Source organism: Bacillus sp. M13(2017) (assembly GCF_002218325.1).
GTDB lineage: Bacteria > Bacillota > Bacilli > Bacillales > Bacillaceae_G > Bacillus_A > Bacillus_A thuringiensis_K.
Genome location: NZ_KZ268507.1, coordinates 139,422 through 161,133, shown reverse-complemented (window position 1 = coordinate 161,133; position 21,712 = coordinate 139,422). Strand labels below are relative to the sequence as shown.

Here is a 21,712-nt window from a genome sequence, read left to right as displayed (position 1 = left end):
TAATTATAAAATAAACAAGCCACCCTTAAAGCGAAAGCTTGTATGGTGGCTTAGTTTTCTATAAATAGCTTTGTATCTAATTGTTTGATCTCCCCTTCTGCAAGAGGTTGATAAAAAGCGTGTTGTAATCCTTGAAAATGTAAAGATTCCCCTATGCATAACAATACTTTACCAGGAATTAAATCAAGTAATAGTTCATTATTAATTTGCTTTGCTTGTTTTTTAGTAGAAACATAAATAACTAAGATTGTAGGGTTATTCCCTAAGTCCTGCATAATAACATCTTTTCCTGACTCTACAAAAGTCTTCCATCTAGCAATTATTCGTTTTAATCGATCCTTTTGATCAGATAATAAGGTGGAGTATACAACAAAGTTAAATTTACGTTCTTTTCCTCCATTTATTATAAAACTTAAAGAAGGGGTAAAAACCCCTTTACTAATAGATGGATGCATAATATGACCTAAAAATGAAGGAGCGTAGCGTAAATGACAAAGTAGGTCTATGTCATGCCAATAACGCAGGTGAACATATTTACCATGATTGTCAAGACGCTCTGGGGCAAAGAAGAACATATTTCCTTGCCAGTATTTTAGTAGTTTAAATCCATTATTGGATAAGGTATATGTTTCTTCAAAGATTTCCATATCAAAAATTTCTACTTGCCATTTTTCGATAAATTGATAGTAAAGTAATCCTTGAAGTGCATTGTTAATTTTCTTCCGCGAAAATTTATTCTTGAATAGATATAATAAATGATTAAACCGAACGGATGTATGAACACCAATAAAATTGAGTATAGCATATTGTTCCTCTGTTAAAAGCTGCTTAAACTTAACTAATTCGTCATAAGAGTGGAATATATAGGTTTTATCCAAATCATGTATCCGATATATTTGAAGTCCTTGTATATCCTCACTTGATAAATGAGGAATAGAAGGAATATAAGTAGACATTTGTTTCTCTATTGTACGCATAATCATCCATTAAAATTGGTAAATTGACGAATAAGATTTTTTACTTTGGCCTTGCGGATAATTTAGGATACGTACAGTTCCTCTTCTATTTTTAGCATCAATATTAAGCAGCTCACATGTAACAATTGTTTGGTTTACTGCGTCATCCACAGTTGGATTTGCCAGATTACGACCCTTTAGCCCTTTAAACTGAATACCTGGTGCAACTTCTACGAAAATCCCAGCAATAGCATCTACACCTACAATTTTACCTACAAAGCGGTCACGTCGTTTGTTTAATTCTAATAGTTTTTCCATTGGATCCGTTTCAAGTTTCTTTTTATTTCCTCTAAACTCATAGCGCCCATCCTTTTCCACTACTTTATCGATGATAAGCTCTACAACATCGCCAATAATAATATCCGCCGAACGAACGAATGAATGAGACCATTGCGAGTATCTTACTCCTACTGTTACACCATGAACTTCAACCAGAATAGTTTGTGCAGATGGAATATGTCCAGAAACTGTTCCTGTGTATACTTTATTCCCCTCTTGCTCTACTATTTCTTCATATAATTTTCTTTGCAGTGCAAGTTCTCCTGCAGTGATAGATACAACAGCAAAGTTCCCTTCCTCAGTTCTTTGGAAATGCTCAATAATAACGAGTTTTGTTTTACCTATCAGCCATTGAGGATTTTTAGGAATATTTATACCTGCCTCTGTAAGTGGACAATATGCTGTCGTATGAGTACCAATTTGCATTGTGAGCACTTGTATCCGCTCAGATGTCCCGTTTTTAGTTGGGAATAATTTTTCAGATACTATGGTAATTAAGCCTTTCCCTACAGTACGTTCACGTTTCATACGAGCTAATTCTTCTAATTCATGTTCACGTATTCTTTCAAATTGATTGAAAGTTGATTCTATAAAGATGTCCTCTAGCGTGTTATCCGGTTCAAATGCCATCCCTAGTTCTTTTGTAATATGAGTATTTACCTTATCTTCAACCATTATATTTTCCTCCTAGAACGTAAAAAAGGACACACCTGTACCGTTGGAATGGTACGTAAGGTGTGTCCTTCACGTAAGTCATGTTTTATTTGTATAATTATTAATTAAAATATAACGTTTTTATGTAATTTGTGCAAGTATTATTTTTTGAAAAGGGAAAAGTTAAAATACTATATCTAACCTTTCCTCCTAATTTAAGTTAGATTTTCCCTAAAAATATAATCTTGAATAAAAAGTTATTTTAGGTTTCTATAGGTATTAATCAAAAAAATCATCTAATTCCTTACTCATTACATTAGATGTATTTTTCTTTTGTTGCTGGTTTTTATTAAGTAGTGAATTTGTATTGTTATACGTATTCTTTTGTTTGGCTTTTAAGTTTTTTTTGCGTTCTTTATAGTCGATATGTTTATCTTCATGCTGCTCTTCATTATTTCTAGTGTTCTCTACCATATTCTTTTCTAAGTTTTGATGAACAGTAATGCTAATAGATTCGTAAACTTTTGCAACCTCTTCATCAAGTTTATTTTCTGTAGTGGGATTAACTGTTTTTGTAGCTGGTTTCAAATTAGTTTTCATATCTGTTTTTGTTTCCTCTAATACTGTGGTTATAAGTCCCTCTGTTAGAAGCTTTTTTTGCAATGGATCAGTTTCTACAGGAATTCCTAAATGAATTGGGTAATCTATATCCCTTTTTGGTTCCAGCATAGTATTAGATACCTCTTTCTTCCGTTCTGCTAGCTCCATATTTTTTTTAGGACCTACTATTTCCCTATGTGTCTCTTTTGTTATATTCGGTAGCTCGCCATTCCGTTGTAGGGCATCTTGTAATCTTGAAGCACGTGTATAATCAATTTTAAATGCGTTCTGTAGTGCATGTATAGAAGAATTCCCTGATGCCTTAACAAAGGCTACTACATCATCATATAGGATGTCTTTAAAGAAGCCTGTTTCCTCTTGCTTTGCTTCTGATTTTTCGTTTGGAATGCTATTTTCTCGTGAAGTCGTATTATCTAAATCTGTATTAGATGAAGGAGTAGTATTGATTTGAGAATCCTTTGATAATATCAACGTATTATTGTTTGAAATTAAAACTTTACGAGGGCTATTCCCGGTGTAAGTGCTCACAATGTGATTGTGTTCTAACTTCTCAATCAATTTTACAGCCTTTATATGGCTGATTCTGAATTTTCTTTGCAAAAGAGATGGTGAGATTTGTTGTGATTCAATAACGAATGCCTTAATTTCTTCATACAACTTATTTTCAGTTTCTTCAATAACATTTCCCTGTTGACTGACATCCTTAAAATAATCAGGAAAAGTTACATTTTCTACAGTGTTTGTTTCTATGGAATTATTTTGTTCTATTTTATCACCATGCATAGGTGGAAATGATTCTATCTGTTTTTTATTATTTGCATCTACATGTTTCATAGGATTTGATTTTGCGATAGATTCTTCAATGAGTCGAAGACGTTCAGTTTCCCAATATTGTCCAGACTTGATCTCTACTTGAATGATTGCTTGAGCAAATGCCTCTTTGGGTACAAAGTTACTAGTAATTTGTTGTACAGGTTGCACATGATTGTCTTGTACAATACGCGCAGCACAAATGAAGGCACCTTGTGCCATAATATCTCCTGGTGACATAACGACTTCTTTTAATTTTTGATATGTCGAACCTAAGCGACTAACGGGATTCTCTTGCATAGGAGAAATCCCTTGTTCGGATTCGGATTCTTTAAATTCCTCTGTTTCACCAAACATGTCAGAGAAAATTTTCGCATCATATGGTGTTACATCACCAAATATCATCTTGTTACGGAACGAACCTAGTAAAGTAAACATATACTGCTCTGTGAAATCCAAAGCTAATTGAGATAGTGTTTGACTTGCAATTGTCAGAATGACTTTATATTTACGAGATTGTGCAGGGAACTCTTTGAACGGGCGCACAACATAATCAGGGAATTCATCCACAATAATATGATGGTATGGTGAAATATTTGGTTCTCTTCGGAATACAGCATTTTGCATACTTAGTAATACGAATTTTCCTAGTACATTAGAAAGATCTGCAAGTTCTCCTTTGGCTGTATTTACTAGTAAAATACCACCTTGCTCTAGGTGAACATCAAAATCAAAATCTGATTTTCCAAATAAAACACGTCGTATTAAAACATTTGAGGCTAAATCTTTTAAGATGTTACGCAAACCTTTTACATATTCTTCTTCCCGGTCATAATGCATTGGTTTTCCACGATATTTTCCAGATTTATAAACGGCCGGTTCCCCTTGGAAACCCGTTTTTTCACGAATGGTATTATCGAACCATTCATCGATACCTTTTATAATCTTATATTCGTTTTTTTGATCACGTGAAGCAACACCACTTTGAACAAAATCATATAATTTTTCTACCTGTACTTTTAATAGTTTGTGCATACGGTGTACACGTTCTACATCGTCGTACATATCTATTAAGTCATCAAAGGTCACATCTTTTTGTGGGTTATGTAGTTTTAATAAATAAATATGTTGCTTAAGGTGGTTCCGTTGTGCTTGTTCAAAGAATGCATTATTAGATTCCGACAGACCCTGGATAACCATTGCAAAAACCTCGGCTACTTTATCAACTGGTCCACGTAAAATATTAATGTTTTTGGTATCAGGGTTTGTGGGATCAAAATAATAAATTGAACTTTCAGGAATCTTGTGTGCTTGTACTAACTTAAATACCTTTTGACATAAATCATTACTCGGTTCAATAACAGTTATCCCATTTAAAAATGTTCCTTTTACTTCTTCTGTATCATAATTATTCTTTTTATACGTATTTTCAAACTTATTTATAAAACGTACCATCCAGTGTAAATCTTGATTAATCATTGGAATAATTAAACTAGATGTCTTACCAGAACCAATAGGACCAATAATAATTCCATTTAGGGTTCTATCTTTCCCCTTGATTCGAATCATTTCTTTGTGCTTAATATGAGGACCTATATCAACATCAGGATATATTTGTTCCTCTTGGCTATTAAACCACTTTTGCAACTTATGATTTTTATATTCGTATTTTTGTACCCACTTTAAGATTTCTTCTCTGTAACGGATAATATGGCCACTATACCAAAGAGTAAACAAAATCATAAATACGGTCGGTAAGAATACAAATATCATGGTGAGTGTATGGAAATTTCCTGTTAATACATCCCCTATTGCTTGATATTCACCAAAATTAACATGTTTTGCTTTATTCATAAGATAAGGAATAACTTTCGCATGGATAGAAGTAGTTGCAAACCATAAAAACTGAATATCTACTGCAATATGAGAAGCAATTAAAATTAATAACTTGCCATTTTGAAATTGTAAAGCTGGGATACGGCTGTAGAACCTAAAACTAAATTCTCCTAATAGCAAAGAGAAGAACATTAAAAATAGTGGTACATATGTAATTTCTATAGGATAAGACGGTGGTTCAAATGCATAGTAGAGTAACTGGATGTAGTTTGCTACACCAAATCCAAATGAAAGGATAAATCCGCTAATTAAGGCGATTGTAGTGTATAATGGTAATCTTTGCTTAGATGTCTCCATAAGGGTTCACCTACTTTTTAAAGACATAGTTGAGCTTTATGGTGTAATGTAAAACGATTATGAAGTTCTGGCTTGAATTGTTCCTTTGATTTTTTTAGAAAGAACTTCGCTGCATCTTCAGTTTGTTTTAAATATAAGTCAATACTATCTCCTTCACACAATTGGTTATATTCTTCTTGAGAAAGTACTGCAATATTTATCTCTAGTTTGTTATTCGCCGCAGTTTCAATTATTACATCGTACCAATAATAATTAGGTTTCCCTGGAATTTTGATATCTTGTAGGGAAACGCAAAATTTAGCTCCCCCTTCTGTAATATGTTTAAGGACTAGTTCTGGAGTTTTAAATGCTTCTCTTGCTGAGAGCACTCCCCCAGTAGTTGTTGCAAATTGTAAGTTCATTGTCATTTTCCACTTCCACCTTTCTCCATACAAAAAAAGGCAAGCGACACCCACTGTAAAAACAGCGTGTGTCGCTTGCCTTAATTTCATATGTTCTGATTTGATTGTAGTTTTGAGTGTTTAGTTCAAACGTTATTCTATCACCTTAAATAATAAAAATCAATAAAGTTATATAAAAGTATATAAAAAATAAACGATTAATATAATTCTACAAGTTTACGTCTTTTCGGATTAACGTTATTTGCAGCATGTACCATGATCTGTTCATCGGTTGCTATATTTGTATTTTGAATGGATAGAAGTAGTACATTATCATAAGTGTCCATCAGTAGAATATCTCTAGGATTTTCACGTTTAGGATAGATAACTACAAGCGGAACGCCTTCATCTCCATCCCTTCTTGAAAACACGACATCATCTAATCTTGCAATCATTCGGTAATCATTTTCATTTCCAAAAATAAAAAAGAAATCTTGAATAGAAGCTTTATCTCTCTTGTATGTGCGTCGAAGGCCACCATCTATTGATTCTTTAAACGTTTGAATTTTTTCGACAAAAGTGTAACGCCAATTGACATCTCCTACTGTACGTTGAGATAAAGGAAAAAGAATATCTTGTTCCAAGTTTTGATTATCATTTGTTCCTAGAATGATATCTGAAATAACATCCCCAGCATCTTTCAATGAGCAAATGTGTACATTTAGATTTGGTATATTCATTAATAATTCATGATGCTTCCGCATAGAAAATAATAGATTTTTCATACGTATGTATGGCGGTTCTGCATCTTCAGCAAGGAACATTGATTTGTCATACATAACAAAGACAACCGTTACATCCTCATTTGTTTTTTTTGCATATTCTATGTACTTCTCTACTTTTTCAACTAAGATAGAATTTGTCTCTTTGCACATGTCCATCTCAATATGGATATTTTTATCTTGGTATGAAATATGTTCATCAGGAATCAAGGCCAATTGGTTGTCCTCAATTTTTATATTTTTTTTCTGGTAAAAAGAACGAATATCCAATTCATATAATACTTCATTGGTTTGTGTCTTCTTTGTAGTCGCTAAAAGAGTACGGATCATGACTTCACGTGAACACATAGTGTGAAGAGAAGTTGTTCTTGAGTACCGTCTTTTTGAACTTTTTTTGGGAATTCTTCCTATTTCCAATAAGAATTCAATTGTCTTTTCTTTTAAGGAAAATAAAGCGCGTTTCGTAATACTGTCAGCCCTTTTATCTATTCTTTTAGTTAACATAGCTCCATATTGTGAGTACCGGTCAAGCTTTGTAAATATGCTAGCTTCAGAACATTCTCTTCCCTCAAATGCACTATATAACTGCGTGATTTGCCTTGTTGTAAGTGCTCTTTTGTAATATAAAACTGTAAAGACAAATATGTCAGCTTCTTTTAAGTGAAAATGTTTTTGGGTACCTGATCTTCTATATTTATACACTTTTTCGGACAATGCATACACCTCTTATATTGAATTCAACTAAATTAAATACTTATTATTTTTAATATACTATTACATTGATGTGGTGGTTGTAAAACCTGAAAAAATAAATAAGACATTTTAATTTTTAGAGGTACTTCATTTTGTACGTTGAAGTTGAGATGAAAACTACTCTTATAAATCTCTTATAAATTATTGATTTATAAGGCTCTATTAAATCGTTTGTTTTGTTAGGACGAGCTACTACTAGACACCTAACAATAGTTATAATGAAATTCTATTTATAAAATAATGTTATGACGTCCTAACATTTATTAGATAGCCAAACTACTATTTTAATTGATTAAAATTATTCAAGATTTATAAAAAGGTTTATTGATAATAAAGAGTAATTTTTTCTATCCTTAATTCGAAATTCAACTTTTTATTTGTGATGAAACGCTCTTTTCAACTTCTGCTATTTGCTCAATGTAAAATTCCAACTTTTTCTTTTATGTTTTTTCTTTTATAGAATCATAAATTCACTTAGACAAATAATATTAATTGTTTCTACCAAATCATAAATAAGTTAACAATATGTCTATAGATACTTAACATATTGGTTTTAGTCACTTGAATTCCCTTCACTTTTTCTTCGTTAAACAAGGAGTTATCTTAACTGAAATAATAAAATTGAACAGTTGTTAATTTTATGTGAGGATGTAATTGCTATCATCATTCCTCCTGCATTACAAAAAATTTTATTGTCATGTAAGTATCACTTTGATGTTAATAAGATGAGATTTCCCTTTTAATAATCTAGTTTGAACAAATGTTTCTTTTTTATAGTAGAGATGTGATTGTTAGCCTACTACTTTTAGAATATCAAAGTTGATTTATCCTAGTACTCCCTTTTTAATATGTTGAATATTGAGGGTATTGATGCTGTTCATATGAAATTAACAACCTCTTCTACTGGCTTTTGAGGAATGAATGAAATTGACAAGGAATTGAATTCAAATGAGGAAAAGAGGATGATTTTTCTTATAACATATATAATAATGTGAACTAACAAGTACTAAGTGAAGAACAGTACATTAACATAACATTAACAATGAGCGGTCTTATAAGTGATAAATCCCGTTAAAACAGCTAGGTAACAAAGAAAACCTTAGTGTGAATTGCTATAAGAATGTCTTGAAATCTCCCTAGTAATATAAATACACTCGAACAATATTTATTGTTGGAATATTAAAAAAGTTTAGTTGAATTATATAAGCTTTACAAATACGGTTTACATACAAGTTTTATATAAGAGACTTATATAAAACTTGTATGTAAACTAGATAATTTGTTTTTTAATTTAACTAAGATATAAAAGCGTTATTTTATACGTTTTATATATAAAGCTTATATATAAAACGTATAATTACTTCTGGGATTTTTATGTTGAAAAAATTGGTGGTTTTTAATCTGTTTTTTAGAATTTTAATTTGGTTTTTTTAATAATCTTTTTTGAAATGTCAATCACATGAAATTTAAGATTGATATAACATGTATACGCATTATATATAAGGCGTATACATAAACCCTTATAATATATATATTAATTCTATTTTTAATTTTATAAGTCTTATATACAAGTCCTGTATATAAGTTTTATTTATAATGACTTGATATACAACGTGTAATGATGTACTATGTTTCTAGGAATAATTAACCAGTGTTTTAAGGGGGGGACGACTTGAACGAAGTTTTAAGTGAAAAATATCAAACAATCAAGTTTGCAGATGAAGTAGTAAGCATGTTTGCTGATATACTTGAACAAGATGAGATACTCTATAGTGTATTTCTATACATAGGAAACATAGTAAATAAACAATTTCAAGAGACGAAGTACATGAGGGGCATATCTATTAATGAAATAGTGGAAAATGTAGTTATTGATAGGAGAGTAAAGAAAAAAAAGGGGAAATCCTATTCTTTAGAGGTTGAACGTACGAATATATCTAGACGTTCAGCTGAAATAAGTGTGAGTACACTATCATCAATGTCTTTAATCTATGAAAAAACCATGCACCCATATAAATTTTTGATCTCAACTTATAGAGGGCAACAAGTACTGATTGAGTTAGGGAAAAGAAAAAAGATAAATAAGGAGAGATAAAATAATGGCAAAAAACTTCTTGAAGAATGAAGTGGCAGTTAAAATGACGATGGTCGGTTTTGGTCAAGCTGGTACTAGAATGGTAGATAAATTTGCGGAATATACACATACAGATGGTACAGCAGTATATAATTGCTTAGCACTAAATAGTAATGATGGAGATCTAGCTGAATTAAAAAATGTACCCAAAAGTAATCAAGTTTCACTGAAATTAGGTGGTTTAGGTAAGAATCCTGAGCGTGCAGTAAAAGTCCTTGATTCAAATGAGGAAGCAAAAGAAAAGCTAAAAGAATTTATTACTGAACGAGTAAGACCTTCGGATGAACTTGTTTTATTTTTTGCAGGTTTAGGTGGAGGAACTGGAACTTCTACAATCATTAAGGCTATTGAAGAATTTTCGGCTTTTCATAACAAGCCAGTAATCAGACAAGAATTACAAAAAGTTGCGCAGCTATATCCAATGTCTGAAATCAAGGCGAATCAAGCGAAGTTTGCGAGAATAGCCTTTGAAAATGCTATTGAGCGCAAAGACTTTATTAAAATGGGGATTGTTGTAACTCTTCCCGTCCGAGCAGATGGGCCTGATGTATTACGACAAGTAAATAAATTTTCACAGGAAATTTGGAAATTAGCAAATGATAAATCAAAAGGTGTAGCATTTGTTGTGTTTGCTGATAACCAGCATTTTTACGATGAATTTAAGGAATTGAATGAAAATGAGAAAAAAGGTATCGCTAATTCACGAGATTATGCAAATCAACGTATTAGTGAAATTATTCATGAGTTAAATACCGCTGCTAATGGATCTGGTACATCTGTAATACTGGATTCTCAAGATTTTAAACGTATTTTACTTGAGAAAACGGGCTGTTTAGTAATTAATAAGGTTTCACGTAATATGAATCAAATAGAAAATAGCCATGCAATTATAGAAATGTTCCAAGAATCATTGAGAGGAAGCTCTTTCCATCCCCCGATTGATTTGATGAAGAAGAACGATGATGGTTCTGTTGAAGCATCAAAAGTACATCATTTTGGTATGCTTGCTATCCTAGATGAGCAAAAGAATATTAATGATTCCTTTATGGATGACGCTAAGGTAGAAGTTTCAAATAATTTACCTATAAATGGTACAGTTTTTAATGGATATTTGGTAAGTAAGAATGATTTCTTAGGAACTGTATATACCTTCTATAAAACCGATGCATTACCATCGAGATTATCTAAAGGTTTAGTTGAAGAATTTAATGAATTTAAAGAAAGACAAAGCCAAATTCAGTATAAAAAGTCTCAAATTAGTACGATTGAAAGTATAGATGAGGATGAGGATTTAGGTTTTGCATTTGGAGATTTTATTGATATGGGTAGTGACGAAGAAAATAATAATGCTGGAGCAAATGAAGATGAAGATCTAGCAGATTTTCTAGATCCAGATAAGATGTTTGGTACTACAAAATAATAAAAAAGTCTGGACTAAGTTCCAGACTTTTTTATTATTCCACTGAATCCATAAGAGATTTTATATACTCAATAATATTATCTTGTATGTACTGCTCTATGAAGAGTTGTTTTTTACTCAAGTCTTCCTCTTTTTTAAACCAGCCTGCTTTTCTAGTGCGCTCTTCCTCAGGTTTATTATTCCATAAGCTCTCTGCTTGTTTTCTTAATTCCTGACGTGCCCTATGCTCAATAATAAAGTTATCAAGCCTATCTTGGCGTTGGCGTAATTTTAGCGTTTCTACATCTTCTGGTTGTGGTAACTGCTTTAATATACTTTCTACCCTCTCTTCATAATGAGATTCAATATGTTTTATTTTTTCTTCTAACTGTTTAGTTACCATTTTTTCAATAATTTCAGCAGTAGCTTGAAGGTTTAATTCAGTGGATACCTCATTTGTTTGATGTTCTGGTGAAACTGGTCTTAAATCAAATTGGTGTGGTAAAAGGTCAATAATTGCATCTAGAGACCATTTCTCATCCCTTTTCTGCTTTATAAATAGAGCAATTTCAAGATCTAAAGCATTATAGAGTTTTTCATTTGTATTTTGAGTTCTTAAAGTTTCATGAAGTCCCTTTTCTTCTAGGATATTGAACCAATTATAAACTGTATTATGATGACGTCCTACTAGTTTTGAGAATTCTGTTATCCGCCATGCTTTTTCGAAAACATTATCATCTAATATATCATCATCGTTAATTTGATGGTCTTGTTTTTCATTTTTTTGCTCAATCATTGTAACTACCTCCTCAAAAATCAACTCATAAATAACTAATTATAATTAACATGTGAGCTGAGATTAACATGTTAGCTAGTATTTCGATAATATTTGTAAAAATCCCTACCAATCCAGTGGATTACATGAAATATAGAATTAACATGTAAACATATACTTGTTAACAAAACATTAACGTTTAGTATAGAATTCGGTGAATCAGTAAGTTTATTACCAATTATATATTTCGAATTGGTAACGTTTTGTTAATGGGAATATATATATTATTGTAGTAGCGCTACTGATAGTTGCTATGAGATTAACAAATTAGGCTACTTAATATTAATGATAAGGAAATAAAGCTATTTTGTAAATAAGTTATAAGGATATAATCCGGGTATATAACGGAAAAATACACAAAGTAACGCCCGAAATCTAATTATCACGTATAAAAACTAGTAAAAAGTAAATAATATTAATGTAGAGTTAGTATTGTTCAATAAACAAAACGGTATTTAAGGATATGGGGGCACAATCATAATACTTCGAAGAGGTTCGTCCTACTCCCTATTTACTTGCTACATACAAGTTAGGATCTACTTATGTATATTAATTTAGTATAGGATGTACAATTTAAGTTGTATATTGCATGTCATGATAGAAATTTATGTAGTCAGTATCAACAAAATGATCTTTATCAGCATTAAAGAACAGATTGAGCCTGCGAGTTGACATTAACATGAAACATGACATTGACATGAAATCAACACTACAACCACCTACTAATAACATACGAACACCTATTGTTAATGTTTTGTTGACTATAATAGATATAGATCGACCCTTTGTATACATGTTGATTTAAAAAGATTACCTTTTAACATGAAATGTGAACCATAAACGAAGGATTTTATAGATAATTTTGAGGAAGTTTTTAAGATACTAAGGTTCGACTTAGAATACTAGAATAATCCAAGTGATGTATTTTTGTAGATATCCGATCTCTAGTGTATGTTTGCATATATTAATAAGATCATAAATAAGATGATGAGATTGATATGTTAATGAAAATTAGATAAGTATACTTCGAATATCCATAAAGATAACATTGACATGAAATGAGGAATTGTTATGAGATTAATATAACATTAACAAAAACCATTCAAACAAAGGACGAATCATCCTAATTGTCAATGTCATGTTGATCAGAGATAGAAAATACCATTTACACTTAGAGATACTAGTTATTCTAATGGATGTTTATGACTTAAATCCCCCTTAAAAAGTTAATGAAAATAATTAGTAATAAAATATAACTTACGCTGGTTTGTTAGTTGTTACATTCCATTAACTAATGATGATAAATGTAGATCTACTAAATGGTTTTACGTTATTTATATCTGAGTATCATCGGATTGATATAACACGTAAAATATCAATATGAAATTAACATCTACACATTTTTGTTTTATTTCATATCAATGTTAATTAATATGTCAATTTCAATCGAGGGTATTAGTGTTGGTTAATTGTTTATATAACATTAACAAATTGGAGTTGTGCACTTCAAATTGTGTTAAAAATCAAATGGAGATAGACTTTCTTTGAAATCTTCTTGACCAAGGAGGTTTATAAAAAGAACGGTGTAGCATATTGGGAATTTTAGTTATAAATAGCAGTTGTAATGCTTAGGTATAAGACTTATTTATTTGGGCATACTATAAGTATGAATTCTTTTCTATGATAAAAAAGTGCAGTTAATATCTTTACAATCTATAATTATAGATTGTAGTTTTTATAGTATTTGAGTAGAAGAAATGATTTTGTGCATCATTCAAATGTAAGTATATGCAAACTAAAAATCATTTTAATTGTTACGAGAAAAATATGTTATGGATGTATATTCATTATTAGCGTGCTTTTTTGTCTAATAACTAAAATAGGAACTTAAAAGCTATTTTATAATCTTTGTTTGCAAAATATGTAATTAATAAATTGGCTTAGGTATGAACTGGATGGTTAGTTTAACTTGTATTCATCCCTCAATATGAAATTTCATGTCAATGTCAGTTGATATGTTAATATCAAATGAACGAGTTTGTGTCACTTGATTGTTTACATAACATTAATATGTTTTAGTCGTTTGCTGTTAGTTATGCTATGAGTACTATAAAGATTGTTTTGTATCTAAAGTTCCCTAAGGTATGGAATATATTAAATGAATGTTTTTTACTTTTGAAATTCAGTTGTAAATAAAAAATCGAAATTTTGGTATGAAAATCCTTTACTTAAATATACCAATAGTATTACATGAATTAGGTCATTAAATGACATATGCAAAAAAGAAAAAGGTTAATCAATTAGAAGCATTATTTTTGTAAGTTTAATTAATAATTGCGAAGTAGTATTGACATTTAGATATTATATAGATAATCTTATACATAAGTTTTATTGTTTAAAATTAATATACGAATCGAGAGATGTTTAATTCTTGCTAAACGGACACACCGAGGGCATATACCTGCCATTGGTGTGTCTTTTTTTATTTAATAACTAGAAAATGATAAGGAGAGTATTAAAGAATGAATGAAATTATTAGTGAAAGTAAAAGAAGATTTGATAAATATTGTAAAGATAATCAAGTTTTTGAGGAGAGAATTAATTCTCTTATTAACTACTATTTTTTACTGCTTGCTGATCGTGTAAACATTTTACAAGATAGAGAATTTAATAACGAGGTCGAAGAGAAGCAATTTAAAAGCAGTCTCAAAAGATTTGAAACATTATTCCCAGCTGCTGCTAAGAATGCATTTCTAAAAGGATATCAGCTTGGTTTAGAGTTTTTCAAACATCCAGAGACAGTGATTCCGGATTCCCTATTTATAAATCCTAATTTTGCACAAGATATTCCTTTTGCAATTGTAAATGCAGCGGAATTTAGCATTTATGAATTAGTTCGAACGGATGAAACACAAGAATTTAGTGTATTTGCTGTTCGAACGTATGAAGGCATTAAACCCATAATGGAGCAAGTATTTTGTGAAATTGCATTGTTTGGTGCGGAAATTTCGCTTGAGCATGAACGTGAGGAAAGAGGACTGAAAGTAGTAGAAGGAAAAACAACTACTTTTACAAATGTTCCAGTAGATCGTTTATTTACAATTACTCCATCTGTAGCTGCTAATGTTGTGCATGCAGACGGCCGCTGTGAAATCTGGAGTCTAAACTGGAATACAAAATTAACTTTAGATAATCCTTTTATTGAATTAGCACAAGTAACCATTGTTTACAAAGACAAGACAGAAATACAAAAAAATCTTCGGGATGGATTTATATATGAACAAAGTTTATTTAGTGCGATACCGTTAGAAGAAATAGAGGATCGTTTAGAGGTTAGAGTCAAATATAACCTTATTGATAATATGCCATGTAATTTGGATGGATTTGAAATAGAATCACTTCTCACCGAACTATTAACAAAAATACAAAACGCAACAAAAGTGCCTTTTGAAAACATGCTATTACTTTAAAGTGATTTTCTATCAAAGAGGAGTTTTTCATAATGAAAAAGATTGTATTAGCTATTAGTGATACTGTATATACGGCATATTTACGTGAGGATTTTGTTGGTGCAGGATTTGAAGTAGCTGATAGTGATGTTATGCACATAAAGTATTTAGATGAAATTCTAAATACGGAGCAACCTGATATTCTATGTATTAATGACAAACGATTAAATATTGATGCGGGACACGAAGATAAGCGAGAATTAATTATTTTACAGAAGTTAAGAGACATTCGCTTTCAGCGGGATATTCGCATTGTAGTATTTACAGAGCGTGAAAATAATGATGAATTTTTAGCGAAGCTGATTTATCTAGGTATCTATGACATTTTTAACTCTCGTAAAATTGATATTGATAATAAAGTCATCCCGCAGCTGCTACAGGAATCGGATATTAAAAATGTGGTGGAAATTGTAGGAGCAAGTCAAGCACCGCAACATACGAAATTGCCTGAAGTGCCTTTTGATGAGGAAGAAGCGAAAGTATCAAGTGAATTAGAGGAAGGTAACAACAGTGAATCACACTCTAATTTAAAATTATTTAAAAACAAACAAAAGCGTAAGTCTATTCAGGAAGAAACGCCAAAAGCTCCAATTATAAAAAAACAGTATAAATTGGCTTTTGAGCCAGTATATGAGAAACAAATTGGTATTGCTATTCCAAGAAGAACAATTGTTGTGGCCAACATGAATAGGAGAAGTGGTGCCACTTTTGTTTCACATCTTTTAGCCGCTTACTTAAATGAACTACAGATTGATGTGAATTATATAGAGAATCTATATGATGATGGTTATACGTATCCGTTATTAAAGGGATATACAGAAGCGCCAGAAAACTATCGTAGTGAATTTATGTTGCAGAGATATAAAGAGATGCTACAGAAGGAATCTGATATATTATTAATTCCAAAATGGAAGCAAGGAAGAATAAATTATATTGTAAAGAATCCTATAGTTGACCAAGAGCTTCAAAACGAAACAGAGCAGGACTTCGACCATTTTATTAAGGTTTTATTGGCCAACCAAGAAGCACCTATATCTATTATTGATGCAGGGAGCGATTGGGATAAAGATTTATACCATGAGATATGTGAAATGGCGGATTACATATTCTTTGTAGCGGAACCAGATCTGCATCAATTGCTAAAGATAGCGCATCCTCTTACACAAAAAGAGAGAAAGCTCGTTTCTTACTTAGGTTTAGAGAAAGTGAGGATCATTGGGAATAAGTTTTCTCCTGTACTTTTAAAGCATGAAATAGTAGAAGAATGCTTTGGAGATAAGGTATTAACTGCTTTACCACCATATGAAATAGAAGATGTGTTCGAGTCACAATTGAATAGTAGTACGTTACTATCAAGTCGCAACTATTATAAAGAGTTAGAAGGAATAATGAAGGAAATAGCAGAGTTATTGCTACCAAATCAATTGTTGAATTCCAAAAAAAGTTCCATTTTAAGTGGATTTCGATTTCGAAAGTCTGAAAGTTAAGGAGGCTGAAGAGGAATGCAAAAGTTTATTGTTGCAGCAAGTATGTTGCTGTTATTTGTAGGTTGTCTATTCTTTGTAACTGATATGGTGATTGGAGATACAACACATACTGATAATAAATCGTCTTTAGAAAGGGGAGGCGAGATAGCTGTGGCTAAGTCTGTAAAAGTAGGTACTCTGCGTGCAGAAGAAGAAATAGCTATTGATCCAGAAAAAGCGAAACAAGAGTTTGAAAAGGCGTATAACGGTAATGCGGATTTTAAAGATCCCGCTTCAAAACGTAACTTCACTGTACATGATGTACAGGAAAAACCAGCAATGATTACTGTCGAAGGTGATGCAGAAGCTGCTAGTTATTTTAAGCAATTTGATGAAAAAAAAGAAACGATAAAGAGTAAAGCGAGAAGTATTATTATTTATGATGCGAATGGAAAAGAAAAACAATTAGGTGGAAACGTAAAATAAAGAAAAAGAGTAGGTGCATTAAAAATGCAAAATACAGTAACTACGGCTCTATTCCTTACCTTTTCTTTATTATTAATTAGCCTTTTACCCGAAGGCGTTTTGTATGGAATACAGTTAGTGAAAGCACATAACTTTGCTGCTGATATAGTAGAAATCGCAGAAAATAAGGGTGGATTTCAATATGATTACAATGGAAAAAGGGTGGATTTAGTCCCTGGGATAGAGAAAAGAATGAAAGAAGAAAAGATGGATGGATGGAAGTATGAGTATACAAAGGGACGCATCGATCATAATCAATCCCTTTCTTTTAAGGTGAAAGCAGAACACCATTTCTTCATATTTAAGCTGATTGGTGTAGATGACATAAAAGCTCCGATATGGGCGAGTAAAGAGGGATTGGGACAAGTATATTTTAAATAATGAAAATTCTAAGATTTGTACTATAAAAGACTATGCTGAAAAGTATAGTTTTTTGCCAGGAAAATATACCTATATAGAACAGAAGTTATAAAAAATGTTAATTAATTAATTTGTATGTTAAATTATCTGGATTTTATGTTTAAATTAGGTACAATAAAAGAATCTATGAAAAATTAATATATTTGGAGGAACAATCAATGGCTAACAAATTTTTAAAAACAGCAACAGCACTAACAATTATGGGTACATCATTACTAGGAGCAGGAGCATTTACTGCTAAGGCTGATAACACAGACTCATTAAAATTCAATGATGTTCCAGCAAATCACTGGTCTACAAAAGCAATTTATAATTTAACAAATCGTAAAGTAGTGCAAGGGTACGGAAATAATATCTTTGGCTTTGGTGACAATGTAACTCGTGGGCAAGTTGCTCGTATGATTTATATGTACGTAAAACCAGCAGATGCAGATGCTAGCTTCAAAAATCCTTTTACTGATATTAAAGGACATTTGTTTGAAAAAGAAATCTTAGCACTTGCTAAAGCAGGACTTGTAAATGGATTTGGTGATGGGAAGTATGGTCCAGATGATATTTTAACTCGTGAACAAATGGCACAAGTGCTTACAAATGCTTTTAAATTTAAGGCAACGAAAACAACAAAATTTGCAGATATTGATAAAAATTCTTGGTCTTATGGTGCAATTAGTGCATTAGAGGAAAATGGGGTTACAATTGGTACAGGAGATAATATGTATTCTCCAAAAATGTTTGTAACACGTGAAGCGTATAGTCAATTCTTATATAACTCTATTAATGCAGTTGAAAAAGAAACAAAACCAGAAGTGAAGCCAGATCCAAAGCCTGAAACAAAACCAGAAGTGAAACCAGATCCAAAGCCTGAAACAAAACCAGAGGAAAAACCAGAAGTGAAGCCAGACCCGAAACCTGAAGTTCAATTGCCTGCAGGTATGGATTCTAATCTAGTCACAGAGAATATTGAATATTACCCTGAAGCAGTTGAAAAAATGCCAGTTGTAAAGCAACAAGTTTCGAATGAAGCACAAAGAATAATAAAAGAGGTTAATGGAAGATTCGGTACAAATTTAAAGTATAGTGAAATTAGTAACGATGTATCTTTACTCGATAAAAATATGTATCTTCCTGCAGGTACTATTGGAGCGCAATTTGTTGTGCAATCAGATAATGAAGGAAATTATAAAATTATATTTTTAGATAACAACAAAGCTACAGTATCTTTAACTAAAGAGTGGACGAAATTATTAAGTGGTTTGAACTTAGATAATGAGTTACAGGAAGCAATTGATACACAAAAAACAAAAGTATTTGAGAAAGATAATTTTAAAATCCGTATTGCACACTCAACTGCGGAACATATGATGTATGTTGAAGTGGAAAAGAAATAAAGTTGTTATTATCAGAGAAATTTGATATCATTATACACGTAATATAACAATAAAATAATTTTGCGATAATAACGTAAAGGACACACCTTACGTACCTACTAAAGGTACAGGTGTGTCCTTTTTTGTTTTTTAGGGGGATAAGATATGAAATTAAAAAGGAAATTATTAATTAGTTGTACGTCTGCATTGTTGTTATTACCTACATTGGCACATGCAAAGAATAGTGATGTACCCTTCTTTGATGGGGATGAAGAAAAATTTATGAAAGCAAAAGAACTGCAAATGCCAGGAAGGTTTTATCGTCCAGGAAGTGGGTATGCTGCAAAGGAATCACTATATTTAAGTGACTTACATTATCCAGCTGTATATAATGGTTCTTTTAGTTGGGATAATTCAAATGAAAACAAAGTACAAAATGAAGAACTCTCAGAACCTTTTGTTCGTATTGCTAATGAAGGATACCTAAACAATTCAGTTCCTGCAGGAGATCGTATGGTAACCGAAGTACAAAGAATTAATGATGACATAATAGCTAGTAAGTATTGGGGGAATCCTGAATTTGTTTTAGCAGAAATACTGAAGTATAGACTTTCGCAGTATCAAGGAAGTAAAGTATATGGCGATTTTTACTGGATTCGTGATATTGCCTATTTATCCGGAGGGTATGCTGGATCCGGAGGAAACGCTAATAAATATAATTTGTGGTTTGTACGTACAAGTAAGCCTGAAATAAAAGACATTAAAGCCTCTAGTAGCAAAAAAGATGTACCTGTTAAATTTATATTCAACGGTTTTGAATATGTAAGTAAAAATAAAGGATATAACGATCGAGATCCCAATGGAACAACAGTAAATCCTTATCAAAGAGCTGCAGGTGAACGTAATCGAGTCAAGTGGATTCTTGATATTATAAAAGATGGCGAAACTGTTCATCATCAAGAAAATTACTTACGTTCAACTCCACAAAAAGATAACCAAAAACCAAATGAAGGAGATGCAGGGCAATTTAAGTCAGAAGAACTAAAGTGGCAGCCACAAATGTGTGGCCGATATACTGCGAAAATTAAAGTCCTTGATGCTGTTCAGAGGGAATCAAACGAGAAAACTGTTGATTTCACCATAGATGGTAACTGTGGTACTGAAGTAACACCTAACCCAGATCCAGGAGATGAAGATGATTTTAAGTATAAAATTGATTTTTCTGCTGATCGAATTGAAGGAGAAACAGCAAGAGAAGGAAAGAATATCAAAACAAGAGTAGATGTATCACGTGATACATTTAAACTAGAGCGTAATCAATATAGAGAAAAGGTAAACAACAATATTAATAAGTCTCAACAAGAAATAAACAGCGCTGAATCTGATAGAGATAGTGCGCAGTCCAGTTTAAGTTATTGTCGTCGCAATCCAATTCATGAAGTAGATGCCGAGGGAAAGGATCACTATTATGATAGAGACTGCTCTTGGGAAGAAAATAAATTAGATAGTGCAGCAAGTAAGCTAGATAATGAAAGACAGAAACTAGAAAAAGAGAAGAATAAAATTAAAAAGTTAGATGTATTAGAAGAAAAATACATGAATTCTGAAACAGTAGTTGTGTTAAAACATAACGGACAACAAGTATCATCACAAAAGGTAAGATTAACTGAGGGAGAAAGGAACAATTCAGGCAGAAATTAACCCAGATGGTAATCGTATAGACATAGAGGAAACTACGTATAAAAATAATCCTATTAAAACCGCTATCTATGAGCCTTCAAAAGAAAAGGCAATGTGTGGTGTAACGAGCGTGAAAGGTGTAGTAGAGACAGTAGGTGAACGTGTGTCGAAAGAGGATACGGTGGGAGAAATGTTCTATGAAATTTTAAGTGGTAGTATAAATAATTTGGCACCATCTAAGCTTCATTCTGGCTATGGGTTTTCGTATGAAGTAAACGGAACATATAAAAATCAGTGGAATGAAAATTATCCTGGTGTATTTGCAAAAGCAACGGCACAATATCCGTTTGCTGATGAGGGATTAAAATCTAAACAAGATTTAGAATCTAAGAAAAATACAGGTTCCATATCAAGTTTTTCTCCAAAAAATATGTATCTATCAGAGAAAACGGGCCATGTCTTCGATAATAAAAGACCAACGAAGTCTTTATACTGGGATGGACAAGAGAAAATCATTGATGGTGGGCAAAAATGGTATACCCCAATGAAGACAAAAGATGGTGTATATACCTTTAATATAGAAACAGCTCCAGCAGGTATCAATGAAATGAGTCTATGTTTAATTGAGCAAGTAGAGATTAAAGGTGTTGCGTATGATGATTTCATAAAAAGAAGAGTATTTCCTGACGATCCATTCCCTGGAGGAAGTGGAGTTGGTTGGAATTGGGTTGGTAAGGAAGACGTACTTTATAAATTAACAGATTGGTATTACATGAGAAATAGGAAATGAGAATAAAATATAGTATAATTAGATGAATCGACACAATAAGATATCCTTCTTAAACTAGTAGCTGAATGGATAAACCAAAGGCACATCCCGTAATGGGAT

13 protein-coding genes and 1 pseudogene are annotated in these 21,712 nt (G+C 31.8%); 8 read left to right on the top strand and 6 right to left on the bottom strand.

The window, feature by feature from the left end:
• Window positions 1–50: 50 nt before the first annotated feature.
• From CGQ22_RS19090 to CGQ22_RS19070, 5 genes are all read right to left on the bottom strand, one after another.
• Complete coding sequence (locus CGQ22_RS19090; RefSeq protein WP_001259114.1) at window positions 51–977, bottom strand: hypothetical protein; 927 nt, start codon at window positions 975–977, stop codon at window positions 51–53.
• 9 nt (window positions 978–986) lie between these two features.
• A complete protein-coding gene (locus tag CGQ22_RS19085) occupies window positions 987–1,970 on the bottom strand; it encodes an RNA-binding protein (RefSeq protein ID WP_089149164.1) in 984 nt (327 codons plus the stop codon).
• A gap of 258 nt (window positions 1,971–2,228) precedes the next feature.
• Window positions 2,229–5,573: a DNA translocase FtsK gene (locus CGQ22_RS19080; RefSeq protein WP_089149163.1), complete on the bottom strand. Its 3,345-nt coding sequence runs from the start codon at window positions 5,571–5,573 to the stop codon at window positions 2,229–2,231.
• A gap of 17 nt (window positions 5,574–5,590) precedes the next feature.
• Window positions 5,591–6,064 carry a hypothetical protein gene (locus tag CGQ22_RS19075; RefSeq protein ID WP_002006391.1) on the bottom strand — a complete coding sequence of 158 codons (474 nt, stop codon included), beginning with the start codon at window positions 6,062–6,064 and terminating at the stop codon, window positions 5,591–5,593.
• Window positions 6,065–6,171: 107 nt separating this feature from the next.
• Window positions 6,172–7,449, bottom strand: a complete 1,278-nt coding sequence (locus tag CGQ22_RS19070) for a replication-relaxation family protein (RefSeq protein WP_001291941.1) — start codon at window positions 7,447–7,449, stop codon at window positions 6,172–6,174.
• Between the two features lie 1,711 nt (window positions 7,450–9,160).
• On the opposite strand from CGQ22_RS19070, the gene CGQ22_RS19065 reads away from it, so the two are divergent.
• Both CGQ22_RS19065 and CGQ22_RS19060 read left to right on the top strand, forming a co-directional pair.
• Window positions 9,161–9,583: a hypothetical protein gene (locus CGQ22_RS19065; RefSeq protein ID WP_089149162.1), complete on the top strand. Its 423-nt coding sequence runs from the start codon at window positions 9,161–9,163 to the stop codon at window positions 9,581–9,583.
• Window positions 9,584–9,587: 4 nt separating this feature from the next.
• Window positions 9,588–11,042, top strand: a complete 1,455-nt coding sequence (locus CGQ22_RS19060; protein WP_001097031.1) for an FtsZ/tubulin family protein — start codon at window positions 9,588–9,590, stop codon at window positions 11,040–11,042.
• Between the two features lie 34 nt (window positions 11,043–11,076).
• Here CGQ22_RS19060 and CGQ22_RS19055 read toward each other — a convergent pair whose 3' ends face one another.
• Entirely contained in the window at window positions 11,077–11,817 is a 741-nt protein-coding gene (locus CGQ22_RS19055) for a MerR family transcriptional regulator (protein WP_000572539.1), read from the bottom strand.
• 2,561 nt (window positions 11,818–14,378) lie between these two features.
• On the opposite strand from CGQ22_RS19055, the gene CGQ22_RS19050 reads away from it, so the two are divergent.
• The 6 genes and pseudogenes from CGQ22_RS19050 (at window position 14,379) to CGQ22_RS19025 (ending at window position 21,613) form a co-directional block, all read left to right on the top strand.
• Entirely contained in the window at window positions 14,379–15,326 is a 948-nt protein-coding gene (locus CGQ22_RS19050) for a hypothetical protein (protein WP_089149161.1), read from the top strand.
• Window positions 15,327–15,358: 32 nt separating this feature from the next.
• Window positions 15,359–16,852, top strand: a complete 1,494-nt coding sequence (locus tag CGQ22_RS19045) for a hypothetical protein (RefSeq protein ID WP_089149160.1) — start codon at window positions 15,359–15,361, stop codon at window positions 16,850–16,852.
• A gap of 15 nt (window positions 16,853–16,867) precedes the next feature.
• On the top strand, window positions 16,868–17,317 hold the full coding sequence (locus CGQ22_RS19040) for a hypothetical protein (protein WP_089149159.1): 450 nt from the start codon (window positions 16,868–16,870) through the stop codon (window positions 17,315–17,317).
• Between the two features lie 24 nt (window positions 17,318–17,341).
• The gene (locus CGQ22_RS19035) at window positions 17,342–17,737 is read left to right on the top strand and encodes a DUF4320 family protein (protein WP_089149158.1); all 396 of its coding nucleotides are present in this window, start codon (window positions 17,342–17,344) and stop codon (window positions 17,735–17,737) included.
• A 197-nt stretch (window positions 17,738–17,934) separates the two neighbouring features.
• Entirely contained in the window at window positions 17,935–19,164 is a 1,230-nt protein-coding gene (locus CGQ22_RS19030; RefSeq protein WP_089149157.1) for an S-layer homology domain-containing protein, read from the top strand.
• Between the two features lie 144 nt (window positions 19,165–19,308).
• Window positions 19,309–21,613, top strand: a pseudogene (locus tag CGQ22_RS19025) (hypothetical protein).
• Window positions 21,614–21,712: the final 99 nt, after the last annotated feature.

Bases quoted from the DNA above. Each gene is read 5' to 3' on its own strand.
- CGQ22_RS19075 (WP_002006391.1), bottom strand. From the start codon at position 6,064: ATGAAATTAAGGCAAGCGACACACGCTGTTTTTACAGTGGGTGTCGCT.
- CGQ22_RS19050 (WP_089149161.1), top strand. From the start codon at position 14,379: ATGAATGAAATTATTAGTGAAAGTAAAAGAAGATTTGATAAATATTGT.
- CGQ22_RS19090 (WP_001259114.1), bottom strand. From the start codon at position 977: ATGCGTACAATAGAGAAACAAATGTCTACTTATATTCCTTCTATTCCT.
- CGQ22_RS19035 (WP_089149158.1), top strand. From the start codon at position 17,342: ATGCAAAATACAGTAACTACGGCTCTATTCCTTACCTTTTCTTTATTA.
- CGQ22_RS19040 (WP_089149159.1), top strand. From the start codon at position 16,868: ATGCAAAAGTTTATTGTTGCAGCAAGTATGTTGCTGTTATTTGTAGGT.
- CGQ22_RS19030 (WP_089149157.1), top strand. From the start codon at position 17,935: ATGGCTAACAAATTTTTAAAAACAGCAACAGCACTAACAATTATGGGT.
- CGQ22_RS19060 (WP_001097031.1), top strand. From the start codon at position 9,588: ATGGCAAAAAACTTCTTGAAGAATGAAGTGGCAGTTAAAATGACGATG.
- CGQ22_RS19085 (WP_089149164.1), bottom strand. From the start codon at position 1,970: ATGGTTGAAGATAAGGTAAATACTCATATTACAAAAGAACTAGGGATG.
- CGQ22_RS19045 (WP_089149160.1), top strand. From the start codon at position 15,359: ATGAAAAAGATTGTATTAGCTATTAGTGATACTGTATATACGGCATAT.
- CGQ22_RS19080 (WP_089149163.1), bottom strand. From the start codon at position 5,573: ATGGAGACATCTAAGCAAAGATTACCATTATACACTACAATCGCCTTA.
- CGQ22_RS19055 (WP_000572539.1), bottom strand. From the start codon at position 11,817: ATGATTGAGCAAAAAAATGAAAAACAAGACCATCAAATTAACGATGAT.